The organism is Mycobacterium sp. TY814 (assembly GCF_030755175.1).
Lineage (GTDB): Bacteria > Actinomycetota > Actinomycetes > Mycobacteriales > Mycobacteriaceae > Mycobacterium.
On the sequence record NZ_JAUFRY010000003.1, the window covers coordinates 594,131 to 617,753 of the forward strand.

Annotated in this window: 19 protein-coding genes and 2 pseudogenes; 9 read left to right on the forward strand and 12 right to left on the reverse strand. The window is 67.4% G+C overall.

The annotated features are described in order from the left end of the window. Nucleotides 1–40: 40 nt before the first annotated feature. Complete coding sequence (gene sucD, locus QXH22_RS23940) at nt 41–943, reverse strand: succinate--CoA ligase subunit alpha (RefSeq protein WP_306245902.1); 903 nt, start codon at nt 941–943, stop codon at nt 41–43. Nucleotides 944–962: 19 nt separating this feature from the next. After that, a complete protein-coding gene (gene sucC / locus QXH22_RS23945) occupies nt 963–2,126 on the reverse strand; it encodes an ADP-forming succinate--CoA ligase subunit beta (protein WP_306245904.1) in 1,164 nt (387 codons plus the stop codon). A 291-nt stretch (nt 2,127–2,417) separates the two neighbouring features. Between sucC and QXH22_RS23950 the strand changes: the two genes are divergently transcribed. Both QXH22_RS23950 and QXH22_RS23955 read left to right on the forward strand, forming a co-directional pair. Continuing rightward, on the forward strand, nt 2,418–3,479 hold the full coding sequence (locus QXH22_RS23950) for a M23 family metallopeptidase (protein ID WP_306245906.1): 1,062 nt from the start codon (nt 2,418–2,420) through the stop codon (nt 3,477–3,479). 3 nt (nt 3,480–3,482) lie between these two features. Further along, nucleotides 3,483–4,124, forward strand: coding sequence for a hypothetical protein (locus QXH22_RS23955; protein ID WP_371934303.1), 642 nt, complete (start codon nt 3,483–3,485; stop codon nt 4,122–4,124). A 76-nt stretch (nt 4,125–4,200) separates the two neighbouring features. Here QXH22_RS23955 and pcrA read toward each other — a convergent pair whose 3' ends face one another. Beyond that, nucleotides 4,201–6,534, reverse strand: coding sequence for a DNA helicase PcrA (gene pcrA / locus QXH22_RS23960; RefSeq protein ID WP_306245909.1), 2,334 nt, complete (start codon nt 6,532–6,534; stop codon nt 4,201–4,203). 52 nt (nt 6,535–6,586) lie between these two features. Next, complete coding sequence (locus QXH22_RS23965; protein ID WP_306277215.1) at nt 6,587–8,581, reverse strand: PPE family protein; 1,995 nt, start codon at nt 8,579–8,581, stop codon at nt 6,587–6,589. Between the two features lie 343 nt (nt 8,582–8,924). Between QXH22_RS23965 and QXH22_RS23970 the strand changes: the two genes are divergently transcribed. The 3 genes and pseudogenes from QXH22_RS23970 to pgi all read left to right on the forward strand — a co-directional run bounded on the left by QXH22_RS23970 (nt 8,925) and on the right by pgi (nt 11,700). Continuing rightward, nucleotides 8,925–9,239, forward strand: a complete 315-nt coding sequence (locus QXH22_RS23970) for a chorismate mutase (RefSeq protein ID WP_306245914.1) — start codon at nt 8,925–8,927, stop codon at nt 9,237–9,239. A 38-nt stretch (nt 9,240–9,277) separates the two neighbouring features. Beyond that, a pseudogene (locus tag QXH22_RS23975) lies at nt 9,278–9,916 on the forward strand (alpha/beta hydrolase-fold protein). 122 nt (nt 9,917–10,038) lie between these two features. Continuing rightward, entirely contained in the window at nt 10,039–11,700 is a 1,662-nt protein-coding gene (gene pgi / locus QXH22_RS23980; RefSeq protein WP_306277217.1) for a glucose-6-phosphate isomerase, read from the forward strand. Nucleotides 11,701–11,777: 77 nt separating this feature from the next. Here the strand turns inward: pgi and QXH22_RS23985 are convergent, their stop codons facing one another. From QXH22_RS23985 to cobF, 7 genes and pseudogenes are all read right to left on the reverse strand, one after another. Further along, a complete protein-coding gene (locus QXH22_RS23985) occupies nt 11,778–12,527 on the reverse strand; it encodes an SDR family oxidoreductase (protein ID WP_306277218.1) in 750 nt (249 codons plus the stop codon). A 16-nt stretch (nt 12,528–12,543) separates the two neighbouring features. Then, nucleotides 12,544–13,011 carry a zinc finger domain-containing protein gene (locus QXH22_RS23990; RefSeq protein ID WP_306246478.1) on the reverse strand — a complete coding sequence of 156 codons (468 nt, stop codon included), beginning with the start codon at nt 13,009–13,011 and terminating at the stop codon, nt 12,544–12,546. 153 nt (nt 13,012–13,164) lie between these two features. After that, nucleotides 13,165–13,407, reverse strand: a pseudogene (locus QXH22_RS23995) (DNA-formamidopyrimidine glycosylase family protein); the annotation flags it as partial. 24 nt (nt 13,408–13,431) lie between these two features. Continuing rightward, the gene (locus QXH22_RS24000; RefSeq protein WP_306245919.1) at nt 13,432–14,922 is read right to left on the reverse strand and encodes a PE family protein; all 1,491 of its coding nucleotides are present in this window, start codon (nt 14,920–14,922) and stop codon (nt 13,432–13,434) included. Nucleotides 14,923–15,043: 121 nt separating this feature from the next. Further along, nucleotides 15,044–16,690 (reverse strand): PE family protein, encoded by a 1,647-nt coding sequence (locus tag QXH22_RS24005; RefSeq protein WP_306277219.1) that lies wholly within the window; start codon nt 16,688–16,690, stop codon nt 15,044–15,046. A gap of 127 nt (nt 16,691–16,817) precedes the next feature. After that, complete coding sequence (locus tag QXH22_RS24010) at nt 16,818–17,693, reverse strand: PE family protein (protein ID WP_306245923.1); 876 nt, start codon at nt 17,691–17,693, stop codon at nt 16,818–16,820. Between the two features lie 139 nt (nt 17,694–17,832). Continuing rightward, nucleotides 17,833–18,621, reverse strand: a complete 789-nt coding sequence (gene cobF, locus QXH22_RS24015) for a precorrin-6A synthase (deacetylating) (RefSeq protein WP_306277220.1) — start codon at nt 18,619–18,621, stop codon at nt 17,833–17,835. Nucleotides 18,622–18,747: 126 nt separating this feature from the next. Here cobF and QXH22_RS24020 point away from each other — a divergent pair, with 126 nt between their 5' ends. From QXH22_RS24020 to QXH22_RS24035, 4 genes are all read left to right on the forward strand, one after another. Beyond that, on the forward strand, nt 18,748–19,653 hold the full coding sequence (locus QXH22_RS24020; protein ID WP_306245926.1) for a diiron oxygenase: 906 nt from the start codon (nt 18,748–18,750) through the stop codon (nt 19,651–19,653). Between the two features lie 212 nt (nt 19,654–19,865). Then, nucleotides 19,866–20,807, forward strand: a complete 942-nt coding sequence (locus QXH22_RS24025) for a DUF4873 domain-containing protein (RefSeq protein ID WP_306277373.1) — start codon at nt 19,866–19,868, stop codon at nt 20,805–20,807. Nucleotides 20,808–21,069: 262 nt separating this feature from the next. After that, nucleotides 21,070–21,834, forward strand: coding sequence for an STAS domain-containing protein (locus tag QXH22_RS24030; RefSeq protein ID WP_306277222.1), 765 nt, complete (start codon nt 21,070–21,072; stop codon nt 21,832–21,834). A gap of 54 nt (nt 21,835–21,888) precedes the next feature. Then, a complete protein-coding gene (locus QXH22_RS24035; RefSeq protein WP_306277223.1) occupies nt 21,889–22,758 on the forward strand; it encodes a TIGR03619 family F420-dependent LLM class oxidoreductase in 870 nt (289 codons plus the stop codon). Between the two features lie 3 nt (nt 22,759–22,761). Here the strand turns inward: QXH22_RS24035 and QXH22_RS24040 are convergent, their stop codons facing one another. After that, nucleotides 22,762–23,577: an enoyl-CoA hydratase/isomerase family protein gene (locus QXH22_RS24040; RefSeq protein WP_306277225.1), complete on the reverse strand. Its 816-nt coding sequence runs from the start codon at nt 23,575–23,577 to the stop codon at nt 22,762–22,764. Nucleotides 23,578–23,623 lie beyond the last annotated feature (46 nt).

A 23,623-nucleotide genomic window follows, 5' to 3' on the forward strand; every position in this document is an offset into this window, starting at 1 on the left:
CATCTCCACAGGGAATGAGGGGCTTTTGCGACTGATGGCGCTACAGGGTCTTCAAGATCTCCCGCGCCAGGGCGGCGGTCTCAGACGGCGTCTTGCCGACCTGAACACCGGCAGCCTCCAGCGCTTCCTTCTTCGCGGCGGCGGTGCCCGACGAGCCGGACACGATGGCACCCGCGTGACCCATCGTCTTTCCTTCCGGCGCAGTGAAACCCGCGACGTAGCCGACGACCGGCTTGGTGACGTTGGCCTTGATGAAGTCGGCCGCGCGCTCCTCGGCGTCACCGCCGATCTCACCGATCATCACGATGAGCTTGGTGTCGGGGTCCTTCTCGAACGCCTCGATGGCGTCGATGTGGGTGGTCCCGATGATCGGGTCGCCGCCGATGCCGATCGAGGTGGTGAACCCGAAATCGCGCAGCTCGTACATCATCTGGTAGGTCAGGGTGCCGGACTTGGACACCAGCCCGACCGGACCGGGACCGCTGATGTTGGCCGGGGTGATGCCGACCAGCGACTGTCCCGGGCTGATGATGCCCGGGCAGTTGGGCCCGATGATGCGGGTCTTCTGCCCTTTCTCGACGTTGTACGCCCAGGCATAGGCGCTGTCCTGCACCGGGATTCCCTCGGTGATGACCACCAGCAGCGGGATCTCGGAGTCGATGGCCTCGATCATCGCGTCCTTGGCGAACACCGGCGGCACGAAGATGATCGACACGTCGGCGCCGGTCTTCTCGATGGCCTCGACGACGCTGCCGAACACCGGCAACTCGATCGGGTTGCCGTCGGCATCCTTGTGCGCGACGGTCGTGCCCGCCTTGCGGGCGTTGACGCCGCCCACGATCTGGGTGCCGGCCGCCAGCATGCGCGCGGTGTGCTTGGTGGCCTCCGCGCCGGTGATGCCCTGGACGACGACCTTGTTGTCCTTGTTCAGGAAGATAGCCATTTCAGTGGTCCTCTCGGGCTCAGGCGCTCGCCAGCTCAGCGGCTTTGTCGGCACCGGCGTCCATGGTCTCGGCCTGGATCACCAGCGGGTGGTTGGCCTCGGCGAGGATGCGACGACCCTCTTCCACGTTGTTGCCGTCCAACCGGACCACCAACGGCTTGTTGGCCTCGTCGCCCAGGATCTCCAGGGCTTTGACGATCCCGGCCGCCACCGCGTCGCACGACGTGATGCCGCCGAAGACGTTGACGAACACGCTCTTGACCTCCGGGTCGCCCAGGATCACGTCCAGGCCGGCCGCCATGATCTCGGCCGAGGCGCCGCCGCCGATGTCCAGGAAGTTGGCCGGCTTCACCCCGCCGTGCTTCTCACCGGCATAGGCGACCACGTCCAGCGTCGACATCACCAGGCCCGCGCCATTGCCGATGATCCCGACCTCGCCGCTGAGCTTGACGTAGTTCAGGTCGTGTTCCTTGGCCTTGAGCTCCAGCGGGTCGGTGGAGGCGCGGTCCTCGAACTCGGCGTGCCCGGGCTGGCGGAAGTCGGCGTTCGCGTCGAGGGTGACCTTGCCGTCCAGCGCCAGAATCTTGTCGTCGGGCGTGCGGACGAGCGGGTTGACCTCCACCAGGGTGGCGTCCTCGCCAACGAACACCCCCCACAACTTCTCGATCGTCACGGCGGCCGCATCCAGCACATCGGCCGGCAAGTGGCCCTGCTCGGCGATGGATCGCGCGAAGGCCAGGTCGACACCCTTGACCGCGTTCACCGGCACCTTGGCCAGCCGGTCGGGCTTGGTGGCGGCGACCTCCTCGATCTCCATGCCGCCCTCCACCGAGCACATCGCCAGGTAGGTGCGGTTGGCACGGTCGAGCAGGAAGGACAGGTAGTACTCCTCGGCGATGTCACTGGCTTCGGCAACCAGCAACTTCTTCACGATGTGGCCCTTGATGTCCAGGCCCAAGATGTTCTTGGCGTGCTCGTAGGCTTCCTCGGCGTTCGCGGCGTATTTCACGCCACCCGCCTTTCCGCGGCCGCCGGTCTTGACCTGGGCCTTGACCATCACGGGCGCACCGATCTCCTCCGCGATGGCCTTCGCGCCTTCAGCGGTGTCGGTGACCCGGCCCTGCGTGCCGGGTACGCCGTGCTTGGCGAACAATTCCTTAGCTTGATACTCGAACAGATCCATGGGGCGTCACTGCCTTTGCTCGGCTTACTTGCTAGGCCAACTAGGGTGGCGTTACCGGTACTAGGCCAGTACTCGGCAACTCGCACGGAGGAACTGTATCCACCCCGAAAATCGGCCCTGCCGCCGCATCCCACCGCTGTGGCACACGTCACGTATCGAACCGGGACACGAAACGTGACCCAAGTCACAAAAATGACCGGATTTGATACTGAGGTTGCCAGCCGCCTACGTTTGCGGATACCTTCTCAAGGTCCAGATAACGTTATGGTCACGATCCAAGGACATTTCAGGTTGTCCCAGCACCTTTTCGCTCGCTCCGCCGCCGCTCTATCGGCGCGCGCACCCCGGGAACGCTGGCCCCATCATCGCAACGAGATCACCGAGATCATCCCGTTAGACGGGTTTGATGAACTCGATGACATGGAGCTGGCCGACCTCGACGAGTTGGACTTCGGCGACTCCGAGTTCGCGTTCGACGACCTGCTGTTGCAGGCACCCGAACTGGACGACCTCGACGACACCGACGATCTGACGCCGTTGTGGCTGTCCGCCCCGTCCACCGAGGTGTTGCCCCGCGTCTCCGCCGAGATCACGCAACCGATCACCCACGTCATCGACGTCACACCCGTCCCGCGTCGCGGCGGCAGCCACCGCAAGCAGCCGACCAGCGCAGCCAAGGGACGTCTGCTGATCGGGGCGATGGCCGCCGGCGCCGCAGCGGCAGCGACACACACCGCGATCAACCAGTCCGACACCACCAAAATCGAGACGGTGCTGACGGCCAACGCCTCGACCCTCTCGGGCGGATCGGGCGGATCGGGCTCCACCGCGACGCGCGGCGTCCAGGTGATCGCCGCACAGCCCGCCAACGTGGCGGTGCACAACGAAGAACTCGCCCGCGGGGTGGCCTTCGCGCAGGAGCGCGCCCAGCGCGAGGCGCGCCTGCAGCAGCCGCTGTACGTCATGCCGACGAAGGGCATCTTCACCTCGAACTTCGGTTACCGCTGGGGAGTGCTGCATGCCGGCATCGACCTGGCCAACGCGATCGGGACCCCGATCTACGCGGTCTCCGACGGCGTGGTCATCGACGCGGGCCCCACGGCGGGCTACGGAGCGTGGGTCAAGCTGCTGCACGCTGACGGCACCGTCACGCTGTACGGCCACGTCAACACCACACTGGTCAGCGTCGGTGAGCGCGTGATGGCGGGCGACCAGATCGCCACCATGGGCAACCGCGGCAACTCCACCGGCCCGCACCTGCACTTCGAGGTGCTGCTGGGCGGCACCGAGCGCATCGACCCCGTGCCGTGGCTGGCCAAGCGTGGATTGTCCGTCGGCAATTACGCCGGCTGACCGGTGACCGGGCCGAACGTTCCGTCCGCAAGCGAGAACCCGCCCCAACCCGCTGAACCTGCCGAGCCCGGCGCGTCTGTTGCACCCGCCGAGCCCGGTGCACCTACTGAACCTGCCGAACCGCCCCCCGAGCAGCGGACCAAGATCATCCGGCGGGCGCCGACCGGTCCACTGCCCCCGATAGCAGCTCAGCCGACTACCCAAATCCCCCGTAGCGCAATGCCTTTGGATGCCTCCATGCGAGGGGGTATTCCGCCGCTGCCCGCAGTGCTGCGGCAGGAGCCCAGCGCCGGGACGGCGGTGGCGGCCAGCGCGGTGAGCATCGTCAGTGGGTGGGCCACCTCGGTAGTCACCACCGATCTGATTGCCGGCTGGTGGCAGACCGACCGGCTGTTCTGCATCGCCGTCGGATTCCTCGCACTCGTCTTCGCGCTCACCACGATTTGCGGCGTGATCATGGTGCTGTTGCGCCGGCCGTACGGGCGGTACCTGATCGTGGCGGGCGCGGTCGTCGCCCTGTTGACCTACCTCGGGGTGTTCATCGCGGGTGCCCGGGTGGGGTGGATCGTGCACCTGCTGCCGCTTCTGCCGGTCGCCAGCGTGGTGCTGGCCATGCTGCCGGACACCAAGCGCTGGGCCGAATAGCCGGGTCCACCGAACGTGAACTGGCGGCGGCTTTTTCGCGGTTTTTTCGCCGTGCCTTCACGCTCGGCGGCGGGTTTTAGAGCTTGCTGATCGGCGCGTGGTTGTGCATCAGCTTGACCCGGCCGGCACTGCCGAAGTCGATCAGCGACATCGCCGATTCGCCGACGCCGGACACTTCCTCGACGCGCCCCAGGCCGTACTTGTCGTGCGTCACCCGATCGCCGGGCTCCAGCACCACCAGCGGCCGCTTGCTCGCGCCGGACCGGGTGGGCGCCGACCGCGGCGTACCGAACCGCCCGGCGCCGCTCACCGGCGCGCTGAACGACGCCTTGGGCGCGACCCGGCGCCAGTCGATGAGCTGTTGCGGAATCTCGCGCAGGAAGCGCGATTCCGGGTTCAGCATCGGCTGGCCCCAGGAGGACCGGACGATGGCCCGGCTGACGTACAGCCGTTGCCGGGCCCGGGTGATGCCGACGTAGGCCAGGCGCCGTTCTTCGGACAGCTCCATGGGGTCGTCCAGCGCCCGCATGTGCGGGAACATGCCGTCCTCCCAGCCCGTCACGAACACCACCGGAAATTCCAGGCCCTTCGCGGTGTGCAACGTCATCAGGGTGACCAGGCCGGCGCCGTTCTCCGGGATCTCGTCGGAATCGGCGACCAGCGACACCCGCTCCAGGAACGCCGCCAGCACACCGGTATCGGGGACGTCCTCGTCCTCCGGCGCGTCATCGGCCAACGCGGCGGCGTTCGCCAGGTCGGTGCTGAATTCGTGTGCGACGCTGACCAATTCGTTGAGATTGTCCAGCCGCGCCAGCTCCTGCGGATCGGTCGAAGATTCCAGCTCGCGGCGATACCCGGTGCGCTCGAGCACCGCCTCGACGAGCTCGCCCAGATCGTCGTCGAGGTGCCCGCGCAGCTCGTCGAGCATCTCCACGAAGCCGGCGATCGCCTTCTCGGCGCGGGTGTTAAGCATCGGCACCTTGCCCTCGGCGGCCGCCTGCAGGGCGTCGGCGAAACTGGCGCCGGTGTTCTCGGCATGCACCGCGACGCACGCCTCGGCCCGATCCCCGATGCCGCGGCGCGGGGTGTTGAGAATGCGCCGCATGCTCACCGCGTCGCCCGGGTTGTCCAGCACCCGCAGGTAGGCGACGATGTCGCGAATCTCTTTGCGCTCGTAGAAACGCACTCCCCCAACGACTTTGTACGGGATGCCGGCGCGGATGAAGACTTCTTCCAGCGAGCGCGACGAGTTGTTGGTGCGGTAGAAGACGGCGACGTCGTTGTAGGTGATGTCGCCCCGGTCGGCCAGCGCGTCGATCTCGTCGGCGACGAACCTGGCCTCATCGTGCTCGTTGTCGGCCACGTACCCGACGATCAACTCGCCCTCGCCGGCATCGGTCCACAACCGCTTCTCGCGGCGCCCTGTGTTGCGGGCGATCACCGAGTTGGCCGCCGACAGGATGTTCTGCGTCGAGCGGTAATTCTGTTCCAGCAGAATCGTTGTCGCGTCCGGGTAGTCGCGCTCGAAGTCCTCGATGTTGCGGATCGTCGCGCCGCGGAAGGCGTAGATGGACTGGTCGGCGTCGCCGACGACGCACAGTTCGGCGGGCGGCACGTCCTGCTCGGCATCGACCGATCCATGCCCCACCAGTTCCCGCACCAGCATGTACTGCGCGTGGTTGGTGTCCTGGTACTCGTCGACCAGCACATGGCGGAACCGCCGCCGGTAGTACTGCGCGATGTCCGGGAAAGTCTGCAGCACGGCGACGGTCTCGCCGATCAGGTCGTCGAAGTCGAGCGCGTTCGCCGCACGCAACCGGCGCTGGTATTCGCCGAACACCGATGCGACCGTGCGGGCCAGGTCGTCGGACTCGTCGGTCAGGTTGGCCACCGCCTGATGCGGGTCGATCAGTTCGTTCTTCAGGTTCGAGATGGCGTTCGCCAGCAGGCGCGGCGAGTACCGCTTGATGTCCAGGCCCATGTCGCGGCCGATCATCTGCAGCAGCCGGCGCGAATCGTCGGCGTCGTAGATGGAGAAGTTGGAGTTGAGGCCCTCGATCAGCGACGCCTGGTTGCGCAGGATCCGCACACAGGACGAGTGAAACGTCGACACCCACATGTAGCGGGCCCGGTCGCCGACCAGACCCACCACCCGCTCCCGCATCTCGGCGGCGGCCTTGTTGGTGAAGGTGATGGCCAGGATCTGACCCACGCTGACGCCGCGTTCGGCGATCAGGTAGGCGATACGGCGCGTCAGCACCGCCGTCTTACCGGAACCGGCGCCGGCGACGATCAGCAGCGGTGAACCTTGGTGCACCACCGCCTGGCGCTGCTGCGGGTTGAGGCCGTCCAGGAGTTCATCAACCGCGCTGGGACGGGGGTACTTGGCTTGGGTCGCGTGCACACTCATGTCGGTCCAAACTTACCGCCGCCCGGCGACAGCGGTGCCGACCAGCCTGGGCCTACTGGCCGAATCCCGATTGCTTGACGCCGGAGTGGTTGGATCCCGAACTGTCCGTGCCCGAGTTTCCGAAGCCCGAGTTGCGCGTACCGGAGTTGGCATACCCGGCGTTGTCCGAGCCGGTGTTCATGAACCCGACGTTGCCGGTGACACCGCCGTTGGCGTAGCCGACGGAGAAGTTGGCCGTATTCGAGATACCGATGCTGTTGACGCCGGAATTGAAGAAGCCGGTGTTGCGGGTATTCGTGTTCTGGAATCCGGTCTGGAAATTGCCGACGTTGCCGTAGCCCTCGCTGTTGTTGCCGACATTCTCGAATCCGGACGTGTTGTTGCCGTTGTTGTTGAATCCCGACGTGCCGGTACCGGTGTTGCCGAAGCCGGAACTGGACAGCCCTGTGTTGATCGCACTTCCGAAGCCGGTGTTGACGAATCCCGCGTTTCCCGCGCCGGTGTTGATGTTTCCCGAGTTCCAGAAGCCGGTGTTGGTGTTACCCGAATTCCACAACCCGGTGTTGCCGGTTCCCGAGTTGCCGTAGCCGACGCTGCTGGCACCGGAGTTGCCGAAGCCGACGGTTCCGGTGGTACCGGAGTTGAACGCCCCTACTGCCTGTCCACCCCCGTTGCCGAAGCCCACGTTGTTGCTGCCGGCGTTCCAGAAGCCCAGGTTTCCGTTGCCCGAGTTGCCGAACCCCACATTGGTGCTCGTCGTGTTGGAGAACCCGGTGTTGACGTTGCCGGAGTTCCAGAAGCCGGTGTTGGTGTTGCCGGTGTTGCCGAACCCCGTGTTCACGTTGCCGGAATTGCCGATGCCCCAGTTACCGTCGCCCGAGTTGAAGAACCCGACGTTGTTGTTGCCGGAGTTGAACAGGCCGATGTTGCCGACCCCGCCGTTGAGACCGTTGAGGTTGATGCCGAACTGATTGTCGCCGGTGAGCCCGATGCCGAAGTTATTGTTGCCGTGATTCCCGAAGCCCAGGTTGTTGTTGCCGAGGTTGCCGAAGCCGATGTTGAAGCTGCCCTTGTTGCCGACGCCGACGTTCGTGCTGCCGAGGTTGCCGTTACCCAGGTTCGCATTGCCCCGGTTGCCGAAACCGTAGTTGCCGGTGCCGGCATTTCCGCTGCCGACATTGAGGTTGCCGGTGTTGCCGTTTCCGATATTGCCGCTGCCGCTGTTGCCGCTCCCGATATTGCCGCCGGCAGTGGCCTGCGAATTGCCGAAGCCGATATTTCCGTTGCCCCGGTTGCCGCCACCGAGGTTCCGGGTCCCGGTGTTGCCGCTGCCGAGATTGAAACTGCCGGTGTTGCCGTCGCCGAGGTTGAGGATTCCGTTGAGGTTGCCGCTGCCGAGGTTGAGATTGCCCTTGTTGCCGCTGCCCAGGTTGACGTTGCCGGTGTTACCGCTGCCGAGGTTGAGGTTGCCGATGTTGCCCAGGCCCAGGTTCCCGGCGCCGATGTTGCTGACGGCGGAGAACAATCGCGGCAGTAGCTGATCCCACGACGGCAGCGCCTCCGCCACCGCTGACGCCCCGGTGAGGTATCCGACCATCGCCGCGACGTCCTGGGCCCACATCTCCTCGTAGACCGCTTCGGTGGCCGCGATCGCGGGGGCATTCTGGCCGAACAGGTTCGACAGCACCAGGTGCACGATCTGAGAACGATTGGCGGCCACAGCGATTGGTTGAATCATTGCCGACTGCGCGGCCTCGAACACGCCGGCGATCGTCCGGGCGTGGCCCGCCGCACCGGCGGCCTGCTCGGCCGCCAGGTTCAGCCAATTCGCATAGGGCACCGCCGCGCCCGCCATCGCCGCCGACGCCGGGCCCTGCCACGCCTGACCCACCAGTCCCGCCGTGACCGCACCGAACGACGATGCCGCGGCGCTCAGTTCCCCGGCCAGGCCGTCCCAGGCCGTCGCCGCTTCCAGCAGCGGACCCGGCCCCGCCCCGGTGAACATCAGCAGCGAGTTGATCTCTGGCGGCAACACCGAAAAATTCATCACAGCCCCTCCGAGCGACCCCAACCACGGCGAGTAGAGAGCCTACGACCATGCCGGTGCCGCTTCCGGTATTTCCGCGATTTCAGTTCGCTTGCCGCACAACACCCGACGTCCGGTTGACCGCACGTCGGGCGCGCGCTCCGGGCCCACCCTTCAGGTCACTTCCTGACGCGTGTTTTTGCACCCGTAAGCCAGTTGGTGGCACACTCGGTGCGTGCTCAACACGCAGCCCCGATTTTTCTACGGGTACCGGCCAGCGGTGCCCGTGGTCTAGCTGCTTTCGCAGAGCCCCGTGGTCCGCTTCCGGATTCGGGGCTCGTCTCTTATGTGAGGCCCACACCGGATGAGACCAGAACCACCACCTCACGAGAACGCGGAGATTGCAGAAATGAACACCGAGACCATCGCTGCCGAACAGCTCAGCATCGACGAGTTGCGCGGAGAGATCGACCGGCTGGATGCCGAGATCCTGGCCGCGGTCAAACGGCGCGCCGAGGTATCCCAGGCGATCGGCAAAGTCCGGATGGCCTCCGGCGGCACCCGGCTGGTGCACAGCCGCGAAATGAAGGTCATCGAACGCTACAGCGAACTGGGTCCCGAGGGTAAAGACCTCGCGATGCTGCTGTTGCGTCTGGGCCGGGGACGACTCGGCCACTAAACGACTACTACCGTCATTACTTTCGGCGAATTCCGGCTTTGCCGGGGTACATTTCGCCGGATATAGGCACGGCATCGCCACCTGCTGTTTCGTGGTTACGCCGGCTGATATCGCTGTCAGCCGCAGCGTTGCTCGCCGCGCCGGGCAGGGTCCCGGGACAATCGGTTACGGCGTCGGCATGGTCTGGGCAGGGCACACCGATCGAGTACCTGATGGTCCCGTCGGCGTCGATGAACCCTCAGGTCAGGGTGGAGTTTCAGGGCGGAGGCACCCGTGCGGTGTACCTGCTCGACGGCATGCTGGCCCGCGACGATTTCAACGGCTGGGACATCCACACTCAAGCTGGTACCGGCCGGCGGTCGGCGGCAAGGGCACCTTCAGCTAGAAGTGGGAAACCTTCCTCACCGAGGAGTTGCCGGCCTGGCTCGCGGCGAACGGGACGATCAGCGCCTCCGGCAACGCGGTGGTGGGCGCGTCGATGTCCGGTTCGGCCGCCCCGCATCTGGGTGTACACGGGCAACGGCCGCGGCTCGGATCTATCCGCCAAGCTGGACGCCAGCCTGCTGGAAAGCGCCACGCGCATCAGCAACACGGTCTTCCAGTCCAGATACCAGGCCACGGGCGAGCGAAACGGTGTCTTCAACTTCCCGGCCAGCGGAACCCACACCTGGTCTTAACGGGGCGAGCAACTACAGGCGATGCTGCCGGACCTGCAGCGGGTGCTCGGCGGTGGCCCGCGCTGAGTCCCCGGATTCTCCGGCTCGGTGGCAGCCGCGGGAGCTCGCACTAGGGTCGAAATATGACCTCCGAATCCATTCCCGACATCACCGGCACTTCGGCGTGGGATGCCCTGCGCAAGCATCACGATCAGATCGGAGCCACCCACCTTCGCGAACTCTTTGCCGAGGATCCCAACCGCGGCCGCGACCTGACCCTCACCGTCGGTGACCTCTACATCGACTACAGCAAACATCGCATCACCCGCGAGACGGTGCGGCTCCTGGTCGACCTCGCCCACGCGGCGAACCTGGAAGAACGTCGCGACGCCATGTTCGCCGGCGCCCACATCAACACCTCGGAGGACCGCGCGGTGCTGCACACCGCGTTACGGCTGCCCCGCAACGCCGAGCTGATCGTCGACGGCCAGAACGTCGTCCGCGACGTGCACGAGGTCCTCGACGCCATGGGCGACTTCACCGATCGGCTGCGCAGCGGCGACTGGAAGGGCGCCACCGGCGAGCGGATCAAGACCGTGGTCAACATCGGGATCGGCGGTTCGGACCTGGGCCCGGTGATGGTGTACCAGGCGCTGCGCCACTACGCCGACGCGGGCATCTCCGCGCGGTTCGTCTCCAACGTCGACCCGGCCGATCTCGTCGCCACGCTCGCCGACTTGGAGCCGGCCACAACGCTTTTCGTGGTCGCATCGAAGACGTTCTCCACCCTTGAGACGCTGACGAACGCCACTGCCGCGCGGCGCTGGCTGACCGATGCGCTCGGCGACTCCGCGGTGGCCAAGCACTTCGTCGCCGTGTCCACCAACAAGCGGCTCGTCGACGAGTTCGGGATCAACACCGACAACATGTTCGGGTTCTGGGACTGGGTCGGCGGCCGCTACTCGGTGGACTCGGCGATCGGACTGTCGGTGATGGCCGTCATCGGCCGAGAAGCGTTCTCCGACTTCCTATCCGGTTTTCACATCGTCGACGAACATTTCCGCACCGCCCCGCTGGAGTCGAATGCGCCTGCGCTGCTTGGCCTTATCGGTTTGTGGTACTCCAATTTCTTCGGCGCGCAATCACGCGCGGTGTTGCCCTACTCCGACGACCTGGCCCGCTTCGCGGCATATCTGCAGCAGCTGACCATGGAATCCAACGGCAAGTCCACCCGTGCCGACGGCTCGCCGGTGACCACCGACACCGGCGAAATCTATTGGGGCGAGCCGGGAACGAACGGCCAGCACGCGTTCTACCAGCTCCTGCACCAGGGCACGCGTCTGATCCCCGCCGACTTCATCGGATTCAGCCAGCCGCTGGACGACCTGCCGACCGCCGAGGGCACCGGCAGCATGCACGACCTGCTGATGAGCAACTTCTTCGCCCAGACCCAGGTCCTGGCCTTCGGGAAGACCGCCGAGGAGATCGCCGACGAGGGCACCCCGGCCGACGTGGTGCCGCACAAGGTGATGCCCGGAAACCGGCCCTCCACCTCGATTCTGGCGACCCGGCTCACCCCCTCGGTGCTGGGCCAGCTGATCGCGCTCTACGAGCATCAGGTGTTCACCGAAGGCGTGGTGTGGGGTATCGACTCCTTCGACCAGTGGGGAGTCGAACTCGGCAAGACGCAGGCCAAGGCGCTGCTGCCGGTGATCACCAGCGACGCGGCGCCAGAGAAACAATCGGACAGCTCGACCGATGCGCTGGTGCGCCACTACCGGGCCGAGCGCGGCCGATCGCAGTAAAGCCCACCGCGAGTGTGGATTTCACGACGCGACACGCCGGTGGAGCGTCGTGAAATTCACACCCGAGCAGGAGAGATCTAGGCGAAGCGCTTGGTCAGCGGCGGCGGTAGCACTCGCATCAGCTGAACTAGCGGCGCCCACGGCCACCACGGGACGGCGGCCCGGCCAGGCTCACTTTCGATGGCGGCGACGAGCTTGCGGACGCCGGTTTCGTTGTCCACCATCAGCATTGTGGTGCCGGACTTCGCCGTCATCTCCGACTCGATGTAGCCCGGCTCCATCACGGAGACTTTGATCGGACCTTTGGCGTACTCGGCACGCAGCGATTCACCAAGTGAGCTGAGTCCGGCTTTGCTTGCGGCGTAGGCGGCTTTGACGCCGGGGACACCCTTGTTGCCGAGCACCGACGAGATGAGCACCAGGTGGCCCGAACCGCGCTTATTGAACATCTCCAGCGCGGTTTCGATCTGGACCAGTGCCGCGATCAGATTGGTTTCCAGGGTCGCCTTGTTCGCCCACAACTTGCCAGAGCCCAGGCGAGCTCCCTTGCCGATACCGGCGTTGACGATGATGCGGTCGATCCCGCCCAGTTCGTCGCTCAGCTCGGCGAACACTTTCGGCACCTGTTCGTGGTCGTTGACGTCGAGCTGCGCCACTGCGATCTTGATCGACGGATACTGTTGCGACAGTTCGTCTTTAAGCTCGTCCAGGCGGTCGGTGCGGCGGGCGCACAGTGCCAGGTCACGGCCCTTGGCAGCGAACGCGCGGGCCATGCCGGCGCCCAGGCCGGAACTGGCTCCGGTGATGAGGATTTTCTGGCGGGTCACTCAGGCAGCATATCGATCACTTGAGCAGCCGGGACATGCGCCGGTCGGCCAGCACCTTTCCGCCGGTCTGGCATGTCGGGCAGTACTGAAAAGACTTGTCCGCGAAAGACACTTCACGCACCGTGTCGCCACACACCGGGCAGGGCAGGCCGGTGCGGGCATGCACCCGCAGCCCCGAGCGCTTCTCGCCCTTGAGCATGGCGGCGCCCTGGCCGACGGATCGGCTCACGGCGTCGGTGAGGACGGAGATCATCGCGTCATGCAGGGTGGTGAGCTGTTCGGCGGACAGTTTGGCGGCGGTGGCGAACGGCGACAGACGCGCAACGTGCAAGATCTCGTCGCTGTAGGCGTTGCCGATTCCGGCGATGACCTTCTGGTCGGTGATGACGGTTTTGATCCGGCCGGTGTTGCCGGCCAGTATCCGGGCCAGGTCATCGGGGCCGAGTTCCAGGGCGTCCGGCCCGAGCGAGGCGATCTGCGGCACCTGTTGCGGGTCGCGAACCAGCCACACCGCCAGGCGCTTCTGAGTGCCGGCCTCGGTGAGGTCGAAGCCCGGCGCCTCGCCGGGAGTGCCCAGGTGCACGCGCAGCGCGATCGGCCCCTTGCCCGGCCGCAGCGGCGCCGCGGCAAGCTTGTCCGACCAGCGCAACCAGCCCGCGCGCGACAGGTGCGTGATCAGCCACAGGTCGCCCGCCTGCAGACCGAGGTATTTACCCCACCGCCCGGCGCCCAGGACGGTCTGCCCGTGCAGGGCGGTGAGTGGCGGATCGAACGTCTTGAGCACTGACAGCGCGGCGACGTCGACACGGCCGACCGTCAGACCGACGGCGTGCCGGCGCAGGTGGTCGGCCAGCGCTTCGATCTCGGGGAGTTCGGGCACGAGTCCAGTCTGCCGGACGTGCGGTTACAGAGCGGCGCCCGGCGTCCCGGGCGTTCCGGAGATCAGGCCCTTGGCGCCGCCGCTGCCGGCCACCAAACCGTCGCCGCCGTCGCCGCCGTTGCCATACAGAGTGGCGTTCCCGCCGGCGCCGCCGTTGCCGTTGACGCCGGCCAGCGGGGTCGGCAGACCTGTCCCCTGACCCGCCGGCCCCCCATAGCCGCCGTTACCGCCGGCTCCGCCGTTGCCGGTCAGTCCTGCGGCGCCACCAGCGCCGCCCGACCCGGCCGCGCCACCGTCACCCGCGGCATTGGATAGCGCGGCGACACCCATGTTCCCGCCCCGTCCGCCGTCGCCCCCGAAGCCGCCGGCGCCACCGTCGCCGAGGAAATATCCGCCGCGGCCACCCACACCCCCGAAGCCGCCGGCACCGCCGTCGCCGCCGTCGTAGTACCGGGCACTGCCGCCGAATCCGCCCAGCCCGCCGTTACCGCCGGCACCGCCCCTACCGAACAGTCCGGCGTCGCCGCCCGCGCCGGCAGTCAGACCGGCCGATCCGCCGTTGGCACCCAGGAAGACCTGCGGACCGCCACCGACCATCCCGCCGCCGTTCCCGCTGTCTCCGCCGTCGCCCCCGTTGCCTGTCAGCCAGCCGGCGTGACCGCCGTTGCCGCCGATTCCGCCGCTGCCGCTGGTGCCGGGGGTCGACGACGGGCTGTTGCTGGTGGTCCCCGTGGCCTGTCCGCCGGTGCCACCGGCCGCGCCGCTGCCGCCGTCACCGAACAGGAAGCCACCCCGGCCGCCGGCCCCGCCATTGCCGCCGGTGCCGCCGTTGGCGCCCGCTGCGCCGGTGCCGCTGGTAATGACACCCGCACTTCCGCCCAGGCCGCCCGTGCCACCCGCCCCGCCGTGGCCCCAGATCCAGCCACCGGCCCCGCCGACACCACCGTTGCCGCCGGCCTGGCCCGCGACTCCGGCCGCGCCGTTGGCTCCGGCCCCGCCGGCCCCGCCGGCACCGCCGTTGCCGAACAATCCGGCCGACCCGCCGTTACCGCCGGCCACGCCGGCAGCCCCCGCCGCGCCGTTCCCGCCGTTGCCCCACAGCAGGCCGCCGTCCTGTCCGCTCGCACCGGGAGTCGCGCCGTTCGCGCCGTCGCCGATCAGCGGCCGATTGAGCAGTGCCTGGGTCGGTGCGTTGATCACGCCGAGGGCTTGCTGCGCGGCGGTCTGCAGTGCGTTCGACGCTTCGGCGCCCGCGTACTGCGCGGCGCCCCCGCTCATCAGGGCAACGAACTGCTCATGGAACAGCGCCGCCTGGGCGCTCAGCGCTTGATATGCCTGGGCATGACCGGCGAACAGGCCGGCGATCAGGGCTGACACCTCGTCGCCACCGGCGGCCACGACGGCTGACGTTGGGAAGGCGGCGGCGAGATTCGCCTGACTGATTGTGGACCCGAGACTGGCCAGATCCGACGCGGCTGCGGTCACGAACTCCGGCGATGCGATAACGAACGACACTGCCCAACCCCCTCGGCCCACCGCGCCGTTCCCCCCGGGGCGGTAGCCACCCACGATAGTGCGATCAAGATCACATTTCGTGGCTTTCGGCCGTAATCCGATTGAGCCGTAATCAAACCCCTCAGGGCGGGCCGGCCGCTCCGGGCTGGCCGAACAGCTTCCCGCCGGTCCCTCCCGGGCCACCTTTGCCGGTGCCGATCCCGACACCGCCGTCGCCGCCGTTGCCGATCAGGACCGCGTTGCCGCCGGCGCCGCCGTTGCTGGCATTGCCACCACCGCCGCCGTTGCCACCGGCGCCGCCGTTGCCGAAGAACAGGCCGCCGTTGCCGCCGGCCCCGCCGTTGTTAGTCGAGACGGTCAAGTTTTGTCCGTTGGTACCGCCGCTGGCCCCGGCGCCGCCGTTGCCGAACAGCTGTGCCGAGCCCCCAGCGCCCCCTTCACCGCCGGGGCCGCCCTTGCCTTGGAAGGCCCCGGTTCCAGCGCCACCACCGTCACCTCCGGCGCCCCCGGCGCCGCCAGAACCGCTCAGGAATCCGCCGCTCTGGCCCACGCCGCCGGCGCCACCGGCGCCGCCGTTACCACCAATCGTGCCAGGAGCGCCCGACGACGAGCCGCCTCCACTTGCCGACCCGCCTGCTCCACCGGCCCCGCCTGCCCCATGCAGCCATCCGCCGATTCCACCCCCGCCACCCATGCCGCCGTCGCCACCGTTGCCGCCGCGGAAGTGCGCTGACGCGCCTGCGCCGCCGCCTCCGCCGGCGCCGCCGTGACCGCCACTCCCGATCAGCCCTGCGTTGCCACCAGCCCCAGCCAACGCGCTGGCGCCACCGTTGGCACCGTTCGAAGGAGTCGTGCCAGGTGTGCCGACGCCCCCCGAACCACTGTTGCCGCCGGCCCCACCGTCGCCGAAGAAGAACCCAGCGTCTCCGCCGCGGCCACCCACACCTCCACCGCCACCGGTGCCGCCGACGGCGGATGCGCTCTGGCCACTGGTAGCCGTTCCGCCATCGCCGCCGAATCCACCGGCTCCACCGGGTCCGCCGAGAAGGCCGCCATGTCCGCCGATACCGCCCGCACCACCCGCGCCGCCGGCCCGGCCCGCATCGCCGAGGTAACCGGCCGCGCCGCCCACCCCGCCGGCCCCGCCGGCACCGCCCGCACCGAACAGCCAGCCCCCGGCTCCGCCGGCACCACCATTGCCGGCCGCACCACCGACGCCGGTCGCCACAGACGAACCCGGCACACCGGCGCCACCCGCCCCGCCAGCCCCACCGTTACCGAAAAGCCCTGCCGCACCACCGCTTCCGCCGTTCTGACCGGCCGCGCCGGAACCGCCCCGGCCGCCGTTGCCGACCAGCAGACCACCGGCCCCACCATTGCCGCCGGTTCCGTCGACCCCGTCGGCACCGTTGCCGATCAGCGGCCGACCCAAGATCGCCTCTGTCGGTGCGTTGATGAGGTTCAGCGCCTGCTGGATCGGTGCCGCGTTGGCCGCCTCCGCGCTCGCGTATGCGCCGGCGCCCGCGTTCAGCAACTGCACGAATTGCTGATGAAACGACGCGGCCTGTGCGCTCAGCGCCTGATAGGCCTGCGCGTGCAGGCCGAACATGGCCGCCACTGCCGCCGACACCTCATCGGCGCCGGCGGCCAGCACCGCCGACGTCGGCGCCGCCGCGGCAGCACTTGCCTCGTTGATCGACGAACCGATGCTTGCCAGATCCGTCGCCGCCGCAGCGACCCATCCCGTCGACGCGTACACGAAGGACATGCGGCAGCCTCTTCCCGATCAGACGTCAGCCGAACTTCACGTGGAAGCGGATGCTACCGCCGTGAGCGGGCGGTCGACCCGGAATCGGCCGAACTCTGGGCCCGAACTCGGGGCCCGAAAATCGGGCCTAGGCGGGTGCAGCGATACCCAGCACGCCGCCGGCGCCGGCGCCGCTGTGGCCGAACAGTCCGGGGCCGGCATCACGTGCGACGGGCGCGAAGACGCTGTCGGCGCTTTCGAGCGGCCGGGCGGACAGGGGAGCACCGTCGCCATGGAGCCAGCCGACCCGGTCGCTCTCGGCGACGACGGCAGCTTCGCTGTGATGAACGTGCGCGACCGGATGCGCGTCATTGCCGCCCTTGGCGGGCTGACCGGCGGCCTGAACGTTGGCAGCACCGAGGGCGGCGCCCCCGCCGAAGAAGCCCGGGGCGAACGCTTGCGGGGAGCCGGCGTCCGCAGCCGCGACGTCACACGCCGGCGCCACAGCTGGCTGACCGCCCAGCGCGCCCACGGCGCCGCTACCGCCACCGCCGAACAGTCCTGCCGATGCCGCCGGTGCCAGGGCGGTGGCAGCGCGGGTGCCGAACACCGAAGCACCACCACGGGCGGCGGCCACGGCGGCGTTGACGCGATTGGCGTTTCCGGCGCTCGCCGCCTGCGCGGCCGCCATCACGGCCGGCTCGCTGGATACGGTGGTCCCGCCGCTCTGCATCGGCGTCGCGTTGGCCGCTTCGGCGCCCGCGTACAGATTGGCGCCGGAGGTCATCAGCTGGACGAACTGCTCGTGAAACATCGCCGCCTGTGCGCTGAGCTGCTGGTATGCCTGGGCGTGTGCACCGAACAGCGCCGCGATCAGCGCCGAGACATCGTCAGCTCCTGCCGCCATCACCGCCGACGTGGGCATGGCCGCTGCGGCGCTGGCCGCGTTGATCGTGGACCCGATGCTCGCCAAATCCGTGGCCGCCGCGGCTACCCACTCCGGCGTGGCGAACACATAGGACATGCAGCAACCTCTTCCCGACCGATGCGTTGTGACGTAGCTATCACGTGTTTAGCACGTGGAAACGAATCGTAGCGCGGGAATCGGTACCCGGAGCGCACGTTCTTTTATGAGAAGTCGCCCAGAATCCGACGTTGGAGCGTTATGCCGGGGGTTCCGGCCTTGCCAAGAATGCCGCCGGATCCGGCCCGCCGCCCGGGCGCAGCAGGTAGGTGTCCATGATCCAGCCGTGCCGCGCTCTGGCCTGCCCACGCAGTGCCGCGATCTCGGCCCCCACGGCCCCGACGGTTCCCGCCAGCAGAAGTTCGTCGGGGGTGCCAAGGTACGCGCCCCACCAGATCTCGGTCTCCGGTGCACAGGTCTGAAATGAGCAGTCGCCATCGAGCAGCACCACGGTCGCACCGGCCAGCCCGCCGGCACGCAGACGACGGCCCGTGGTGATGAGCACCGGCGCCCCGATGTCGTTGAGCGGAATCCGGTGGCGGGCGGTCAAGGCCTGTATCGCGGTGATGCCGGGGATGACGTCGTAGGTGAAGTCGACCTCGGCGGCCACCGCGTCCAGGATCCGCAGCGTGCTGTCGTAGAGCGACGGATCACCCCAGGCCAGGAAGGCACCCACGCCGGCTGGCGGCAGTTCGGCCGCGATCGCGTCTGCCCAGACCCGGGCGCGCGCGGCATGCCAGTCGGAAACCGCCTGCCGGTAGTCGCCGCCGACGGCGCGCTGGGGATCGGCCAATTCGACGAACCGGTAGCCCGGCTCGCGGATGAACCGCGCACAGATCTGCTGCCGCAACGCGACGAGGTCACTCTTCGCCTCGCCCTTGTCCATCGCGAAGAACACCTGCGTGTCGTTGAGCGCGTTGATCGCCTGGACGGTCACATAGTCGGGATCGCCGGCACCGACGCCGATGACGTGGATGTGACGAGTCATGGCGCCCAAGCTAATTGAGACGGTGCAATTTCTACCTGGGACCACCGGTACCCGGTACCAAGGGTATTGACTAAGCGGTGTGATCTGCCTAACGTTGGAGCTACGCGAGCGAAGGGACGGTCAACGATGACCACTGCGGTGCGCCCGAGCGGGCCCAGTCGTGAAGAGTTCTCCGAGCGGCTGCTCAAGGGCTCGGTGAAGAAGTCCTACGAACCCGTCGTCGACATCGACTGGGACGCCCCCCTGGACCCGGACAAATTCTTCCTGCCGCCGCGGCTGGTGTCGCTCTACGGCACCGCGATGTGGGACGAGATGACTCGCGAGCAGCAGATCGAATTGTCCCGCCAGGAGCTGGTCAACACGCTCTCGGCCGGCATCTGGTTCGAGAACATGCTCAACCAGTCGCTATTGCGCACCATCCTGCACGAGGATCCCACCAGCCGGTCGACGCACTACAAGCTGACCGAACTCGGCGACGAAACCCGGCACATGGTCATGTTCGGCAAAGCGATCGAACGGATCGGCGCAAAACCCGTGCAGCCGAAACGCTTTCACCGCTACGTCATCAACACCCTGCCGCTGGCGTTTCAGCGCGGGTCGATGCTGTGGGTGGCCGCGCTGATCGGTGAGGAGATCTTCGACTCGCTGCAGCGGCAAATGATGGATGACCCGGAATTGCAGCCGATCATCCAGCGGCTCATGCGAATTCACGTCACCGAAGAAGCCCGCCACATCCAGTTTGCGCGGGACGGCGCACGCAAGCGTGTCGCCGAGATGCCGCGCCTCAACCGCTGGTTCATGGCCAACATCAACGGACTCGGCGGATACTTCTTCAACTACCTGTTCAGCAACCCGGTCCCCTACGCCCGCACCGGGCTGGACCCGATGCGGGCCCGGCGCGCCGCTCGCACCAGCGAGCACCGCCGGGAGATCCAGGTCGCCGGATTTGCGCCTCTTGCAGCATTTCTCACCGAAGTGGGGCTGATGGGGCGGATTGCCCGCCGGGGCTGGAAGCGCAGCAGGTTTCTGTGACGCATCCGGTGGTCATCGTCGGCGCGGGAACACGCGCCCGCGGCGTGCAGAACGCCTTGCAGGCGTCCGGCATCGCCGGCATCGAGATACGCGACGACGTGCGGCGTGCGGCGTTCGACGAGGACACCGACAGCTGGGGGTTGCACACCGACCACGACGTCATCCGCACCCGGGTGGTGGTGGCCGCGCAGCCGGCACCCGTCGCCCCGTGGATACCAAACATCGCCGGGTGCAGTGACTTTCGCGGTGAATCGTTTCATGCGGCACAGTCGGACAACAACTTCCATCCGGCCGGCAAACGCATCGCTGTCGTCGGGACCGACTCGTTCGCCGGCCACCACCTGGGTCGCCTCCGCGAATCAGCGAGTTCGGTAACCATTTTCCCGCACGCGCCGCGGCGAGTGACCATCGAGATCGAGCACTGGCCGACCCGCGCCAGACGCCGGTTACTGCGCCACACCCGTAGCGGGCCCCCGGTGGCGCCGTCCATCGAAGCGATCACCGCCACCGGCATCCGCACCATTGACGGCGTAGAGCACCCCGTCGACGTCATCATCTACGGCACCGGCTTCTCGGTCGCAAACGACCCGCCGCTGGCCGGCGCCGGTGGCCTGACCCTGCAGCAGGCATGGACCGAGGGCATGGAGCCGTTCTACGGCGTGGCTGTGCGCGGTTTTCCCAATTACTTCTTCGTGGCCGGCCCCGACGTGGGCGTCCAGGCACGCTACATCGCGCAATGCGTGGCGATGATGCACCGCACCGGCAGTCGCCGCATCGAGGTGCGCCACAGCAGCCAGCAGGTGTACAACGAACGCGCCCAACTCGCGCCCCCTCCGCCGCCACCAGCGGCGTCGGCATTCGACCTGTCATCCCACGCGCCGGATTACGAGGACACCTACGACGGCGAGGCGACACTCGAAATCGGCGGCACCCGCCATCCGGTACACGTGCGGCTGGTCGGCCACCTCGACCCGCTCGACGGCAATTACCACTGGCAAGGAACCGTCTTCGACGTCGCGGAACTCTCCCGCGAGCGGGTCGGCACGCTCTCGGTGGGACAGCACAGCGCGCCCGCCCGCATCGTCGAGCGGACACCCTGGGGCACGCATTCGGTCGCCGGAGTCGGGGCGCCTCCCTACGCCCGCCACGGCTGACCAGACAAAATTCCTGCATCTGCTCCGCTCTGGGTGCCATTAGGCTTGACCTGATTTGAGGTTGACCGCGCGCGTGTAGTGGGTACCCCCCGCCTGTGATGCGTGCTGCGGCAGGCGGCAAAGCGGCGGCGCCGGAAGCACCGCACTTTCGCAAAATGGTGCGCTTGGCCGAAGATGGAGCTTCTTGGCGGCATTGGGCGACGGGGCAGAGGTTCGAGGAGCTGGACATGGAACCGGACAACACGATCGGACTGGCATCCCGATGAGTGCCGTCGCCAAGTCCTCCAGCTCGCTGGCCCTGGCATCGCGAACCGAGGATTCGGTGGTGTTGCTGACCGCCGAAGGCGTGCTGGACGCCGGAAACTCCGCGGAACTGCGCGACACCATCACCAAGGCCACCCTCGATGTGCCCGCCGCTGTCATCGTCGACGTCAGCGCGCTCCAGGTGCCCGACGAAGCCGCCTGGTCGGCGTTTGTGAGCGCGCGCTGGCAGTTGAACACCCGCCCAGACGTGCCGATCGTCCTCGTCTCGACGAACCGCGCAACCCGCGAGGCGATCACCCGCAGCGGGGTCGCCCGCTTCATGCCCGTCTACCCGACCGAGAAAGGGGCGATCAAGGGCGTCGCCAAACTCGGTCGCCGCAAGCTTCAGCATTCCCAGGCGAAGCTGCCCGCGAACCTGACCAGTCTCCGGGAGTCACGCCAGTTGGTCCGCGAGTGGCTCACGACGTGGTCCAAGCCTGGCCTGATCCCGGTAGCCCTCGTTGTGGTCAACGTCTTCATCGAAAACGTGCTGGAACACACCGGCAGCGACCCCGTGATCCGCATCGAGTGCGAAGGCCAGACCGCGACGATCGCCGTCTCCGACGCCAGCGGCGCGCCGGCGCTGCGGTTGTCCTCGCCGTCGAAGGGCATCGACGTCTCGGGGCTGGCCATCGTCGAGGCGTTGTCGCGGGCCTGGGGCAGCACGCCGACCTCGTCGGGCAAGACGGTGTGGGCCGTGATCGGGCCGGAGAACCAGCTCTAGGCACCCACGTTCTACTGTCGGGGGACGCGTCCCTTCGACGAAAGCAGACATGACGTGCGGTTCAGCTACGCCGAGTCGATGACCGACCCCTCCTTCTACATCCCGCTGGCCAAGGCTGCCGAGGCGGCCGGCTACCAGAGCATGACGATCGCCGACAGTCTCGCCTACCCCTACGAATCCGACTCGAAGTACCCGTACACCCCCGACGGTAACCGCGAGTTCCTCGACGGCAAGGAGATGATCGAAACTTTCGTCCTGACAGCGGCTTTGGGTGCGGTGACGACGACGCTGCGGTTCAATTTCTTTGTGCTCAAGCTGCCGGTGCGGCACCCGGCACTGACGGCCAAGCAAGCCGGCTCGCTGGCCGCGCTGATCGGCAACCGCGTGGGGCTGGGCGTCGGCACCAGCCCGTGGCCGGAGGACTACGAGCTGATGGGTTTGCCTTTTGCCAAGCGGGGCAAGCGGATTGACGAATGCATCGAGATCGTTCAAGGTCTGACCACCGGCGACTACTTCGAATTCCACGGCGAGTTCTACGACATCCCCAAGACCAAGATGAGCCCGGCACCGTCGCAGCCGATCCCGATTCTGGTGGGCGGACACGCCGACGCCGCGCTGCGGCGGGCGGCCCGCCTCGACGGCTGGATGCACGGCGGGGGCAGCGACCCGGCAGAGCTGGACCGACTTATCGACCGCGTCAAACAGTTTCGGGAAGAGGCGGGCAAGAGCGGTCCGTTCGAGATTCACGTCATCTCCGCGGACGCCTACACCGTCGACGGCATCAAGCGCCTCGAGGACAAGGGCGTCACCGATGTCATCGTGGGCTTTCGCTGGCCCTACATCAAGGGACCCGACCTCGAGCCGCTGGACGTCAAGATCGGGCACCTGGAGAAGTACGCCGACAAGGTGATGTCGAAAGTCTAATTGTCACAGCGGATCCCACCTGGGTGCGCGCTTCTCGCGATGCGCCTTCGCGGCCTCGGTGGGATTGTTCGTGAAGCCGGTCAGGATCTGGGTGCGGTTCTCCATCTCGATGGCGTGCCGCAGGCTGGGCGCATCCAGCGCGGCGTTGAGTCCGATCTTGGTCTGCCACACGCCGAAGGCGTTGTTCGCCGCGATCTCGCGCGCCTTGGCCAGAGCCGCGGCCATGAGGTCGTCGGGTGAGACCACTTCGTGGACGAGCCTGATGCGGTAGGCCTCCTCCGCGTCGATGATGCGACCGGTCAGCATCAGTTCGCGTGCGACACCGGCGCCGACGATCTTGGGCAGCAGATAACTGGTCCCCATGTCCATCGACGAGAAGCCCGCCTTGATGAAGACCGAGCCGAATCGCGCATTCTCGGAGGCGATCCGGATGTCGGAGTGCAGCGCGAACGCCAGCCCACCCCCGACGGCCACGCCGTTGACCGCGGCGATCACCGGGATCGGCAGCTCGTACATCCGGACGAACAGCTCGGCCAGCCGCACCTGGGCGTCGTAGCTCACCTTGAACGGCGGCGTAGCCGGTTTGACGTCAGTCCACGCCTCGCCGGTGCCGCTCAAGTCGGCTCCGGCACAGAACCCGCGGCCGGCCCCGGTCAGGATCGCGACCCGAAAGTCGCCGCGGCCCAGCGTGTTCAGTGCATCGTCAACGCCGTTGATCAGCGATCCGTCGATGGCGTTCAGCAGCCGCGGACGGTTGAGCGTGATGCAGGCGATGTTGTCCTCGAGGGTTTCCAGGGTGACTGCGGGTTCGGGTGCCATACCCGAACGGTAAGCGACTTCAGCGGACTTCCAGGTACCGGGCTTA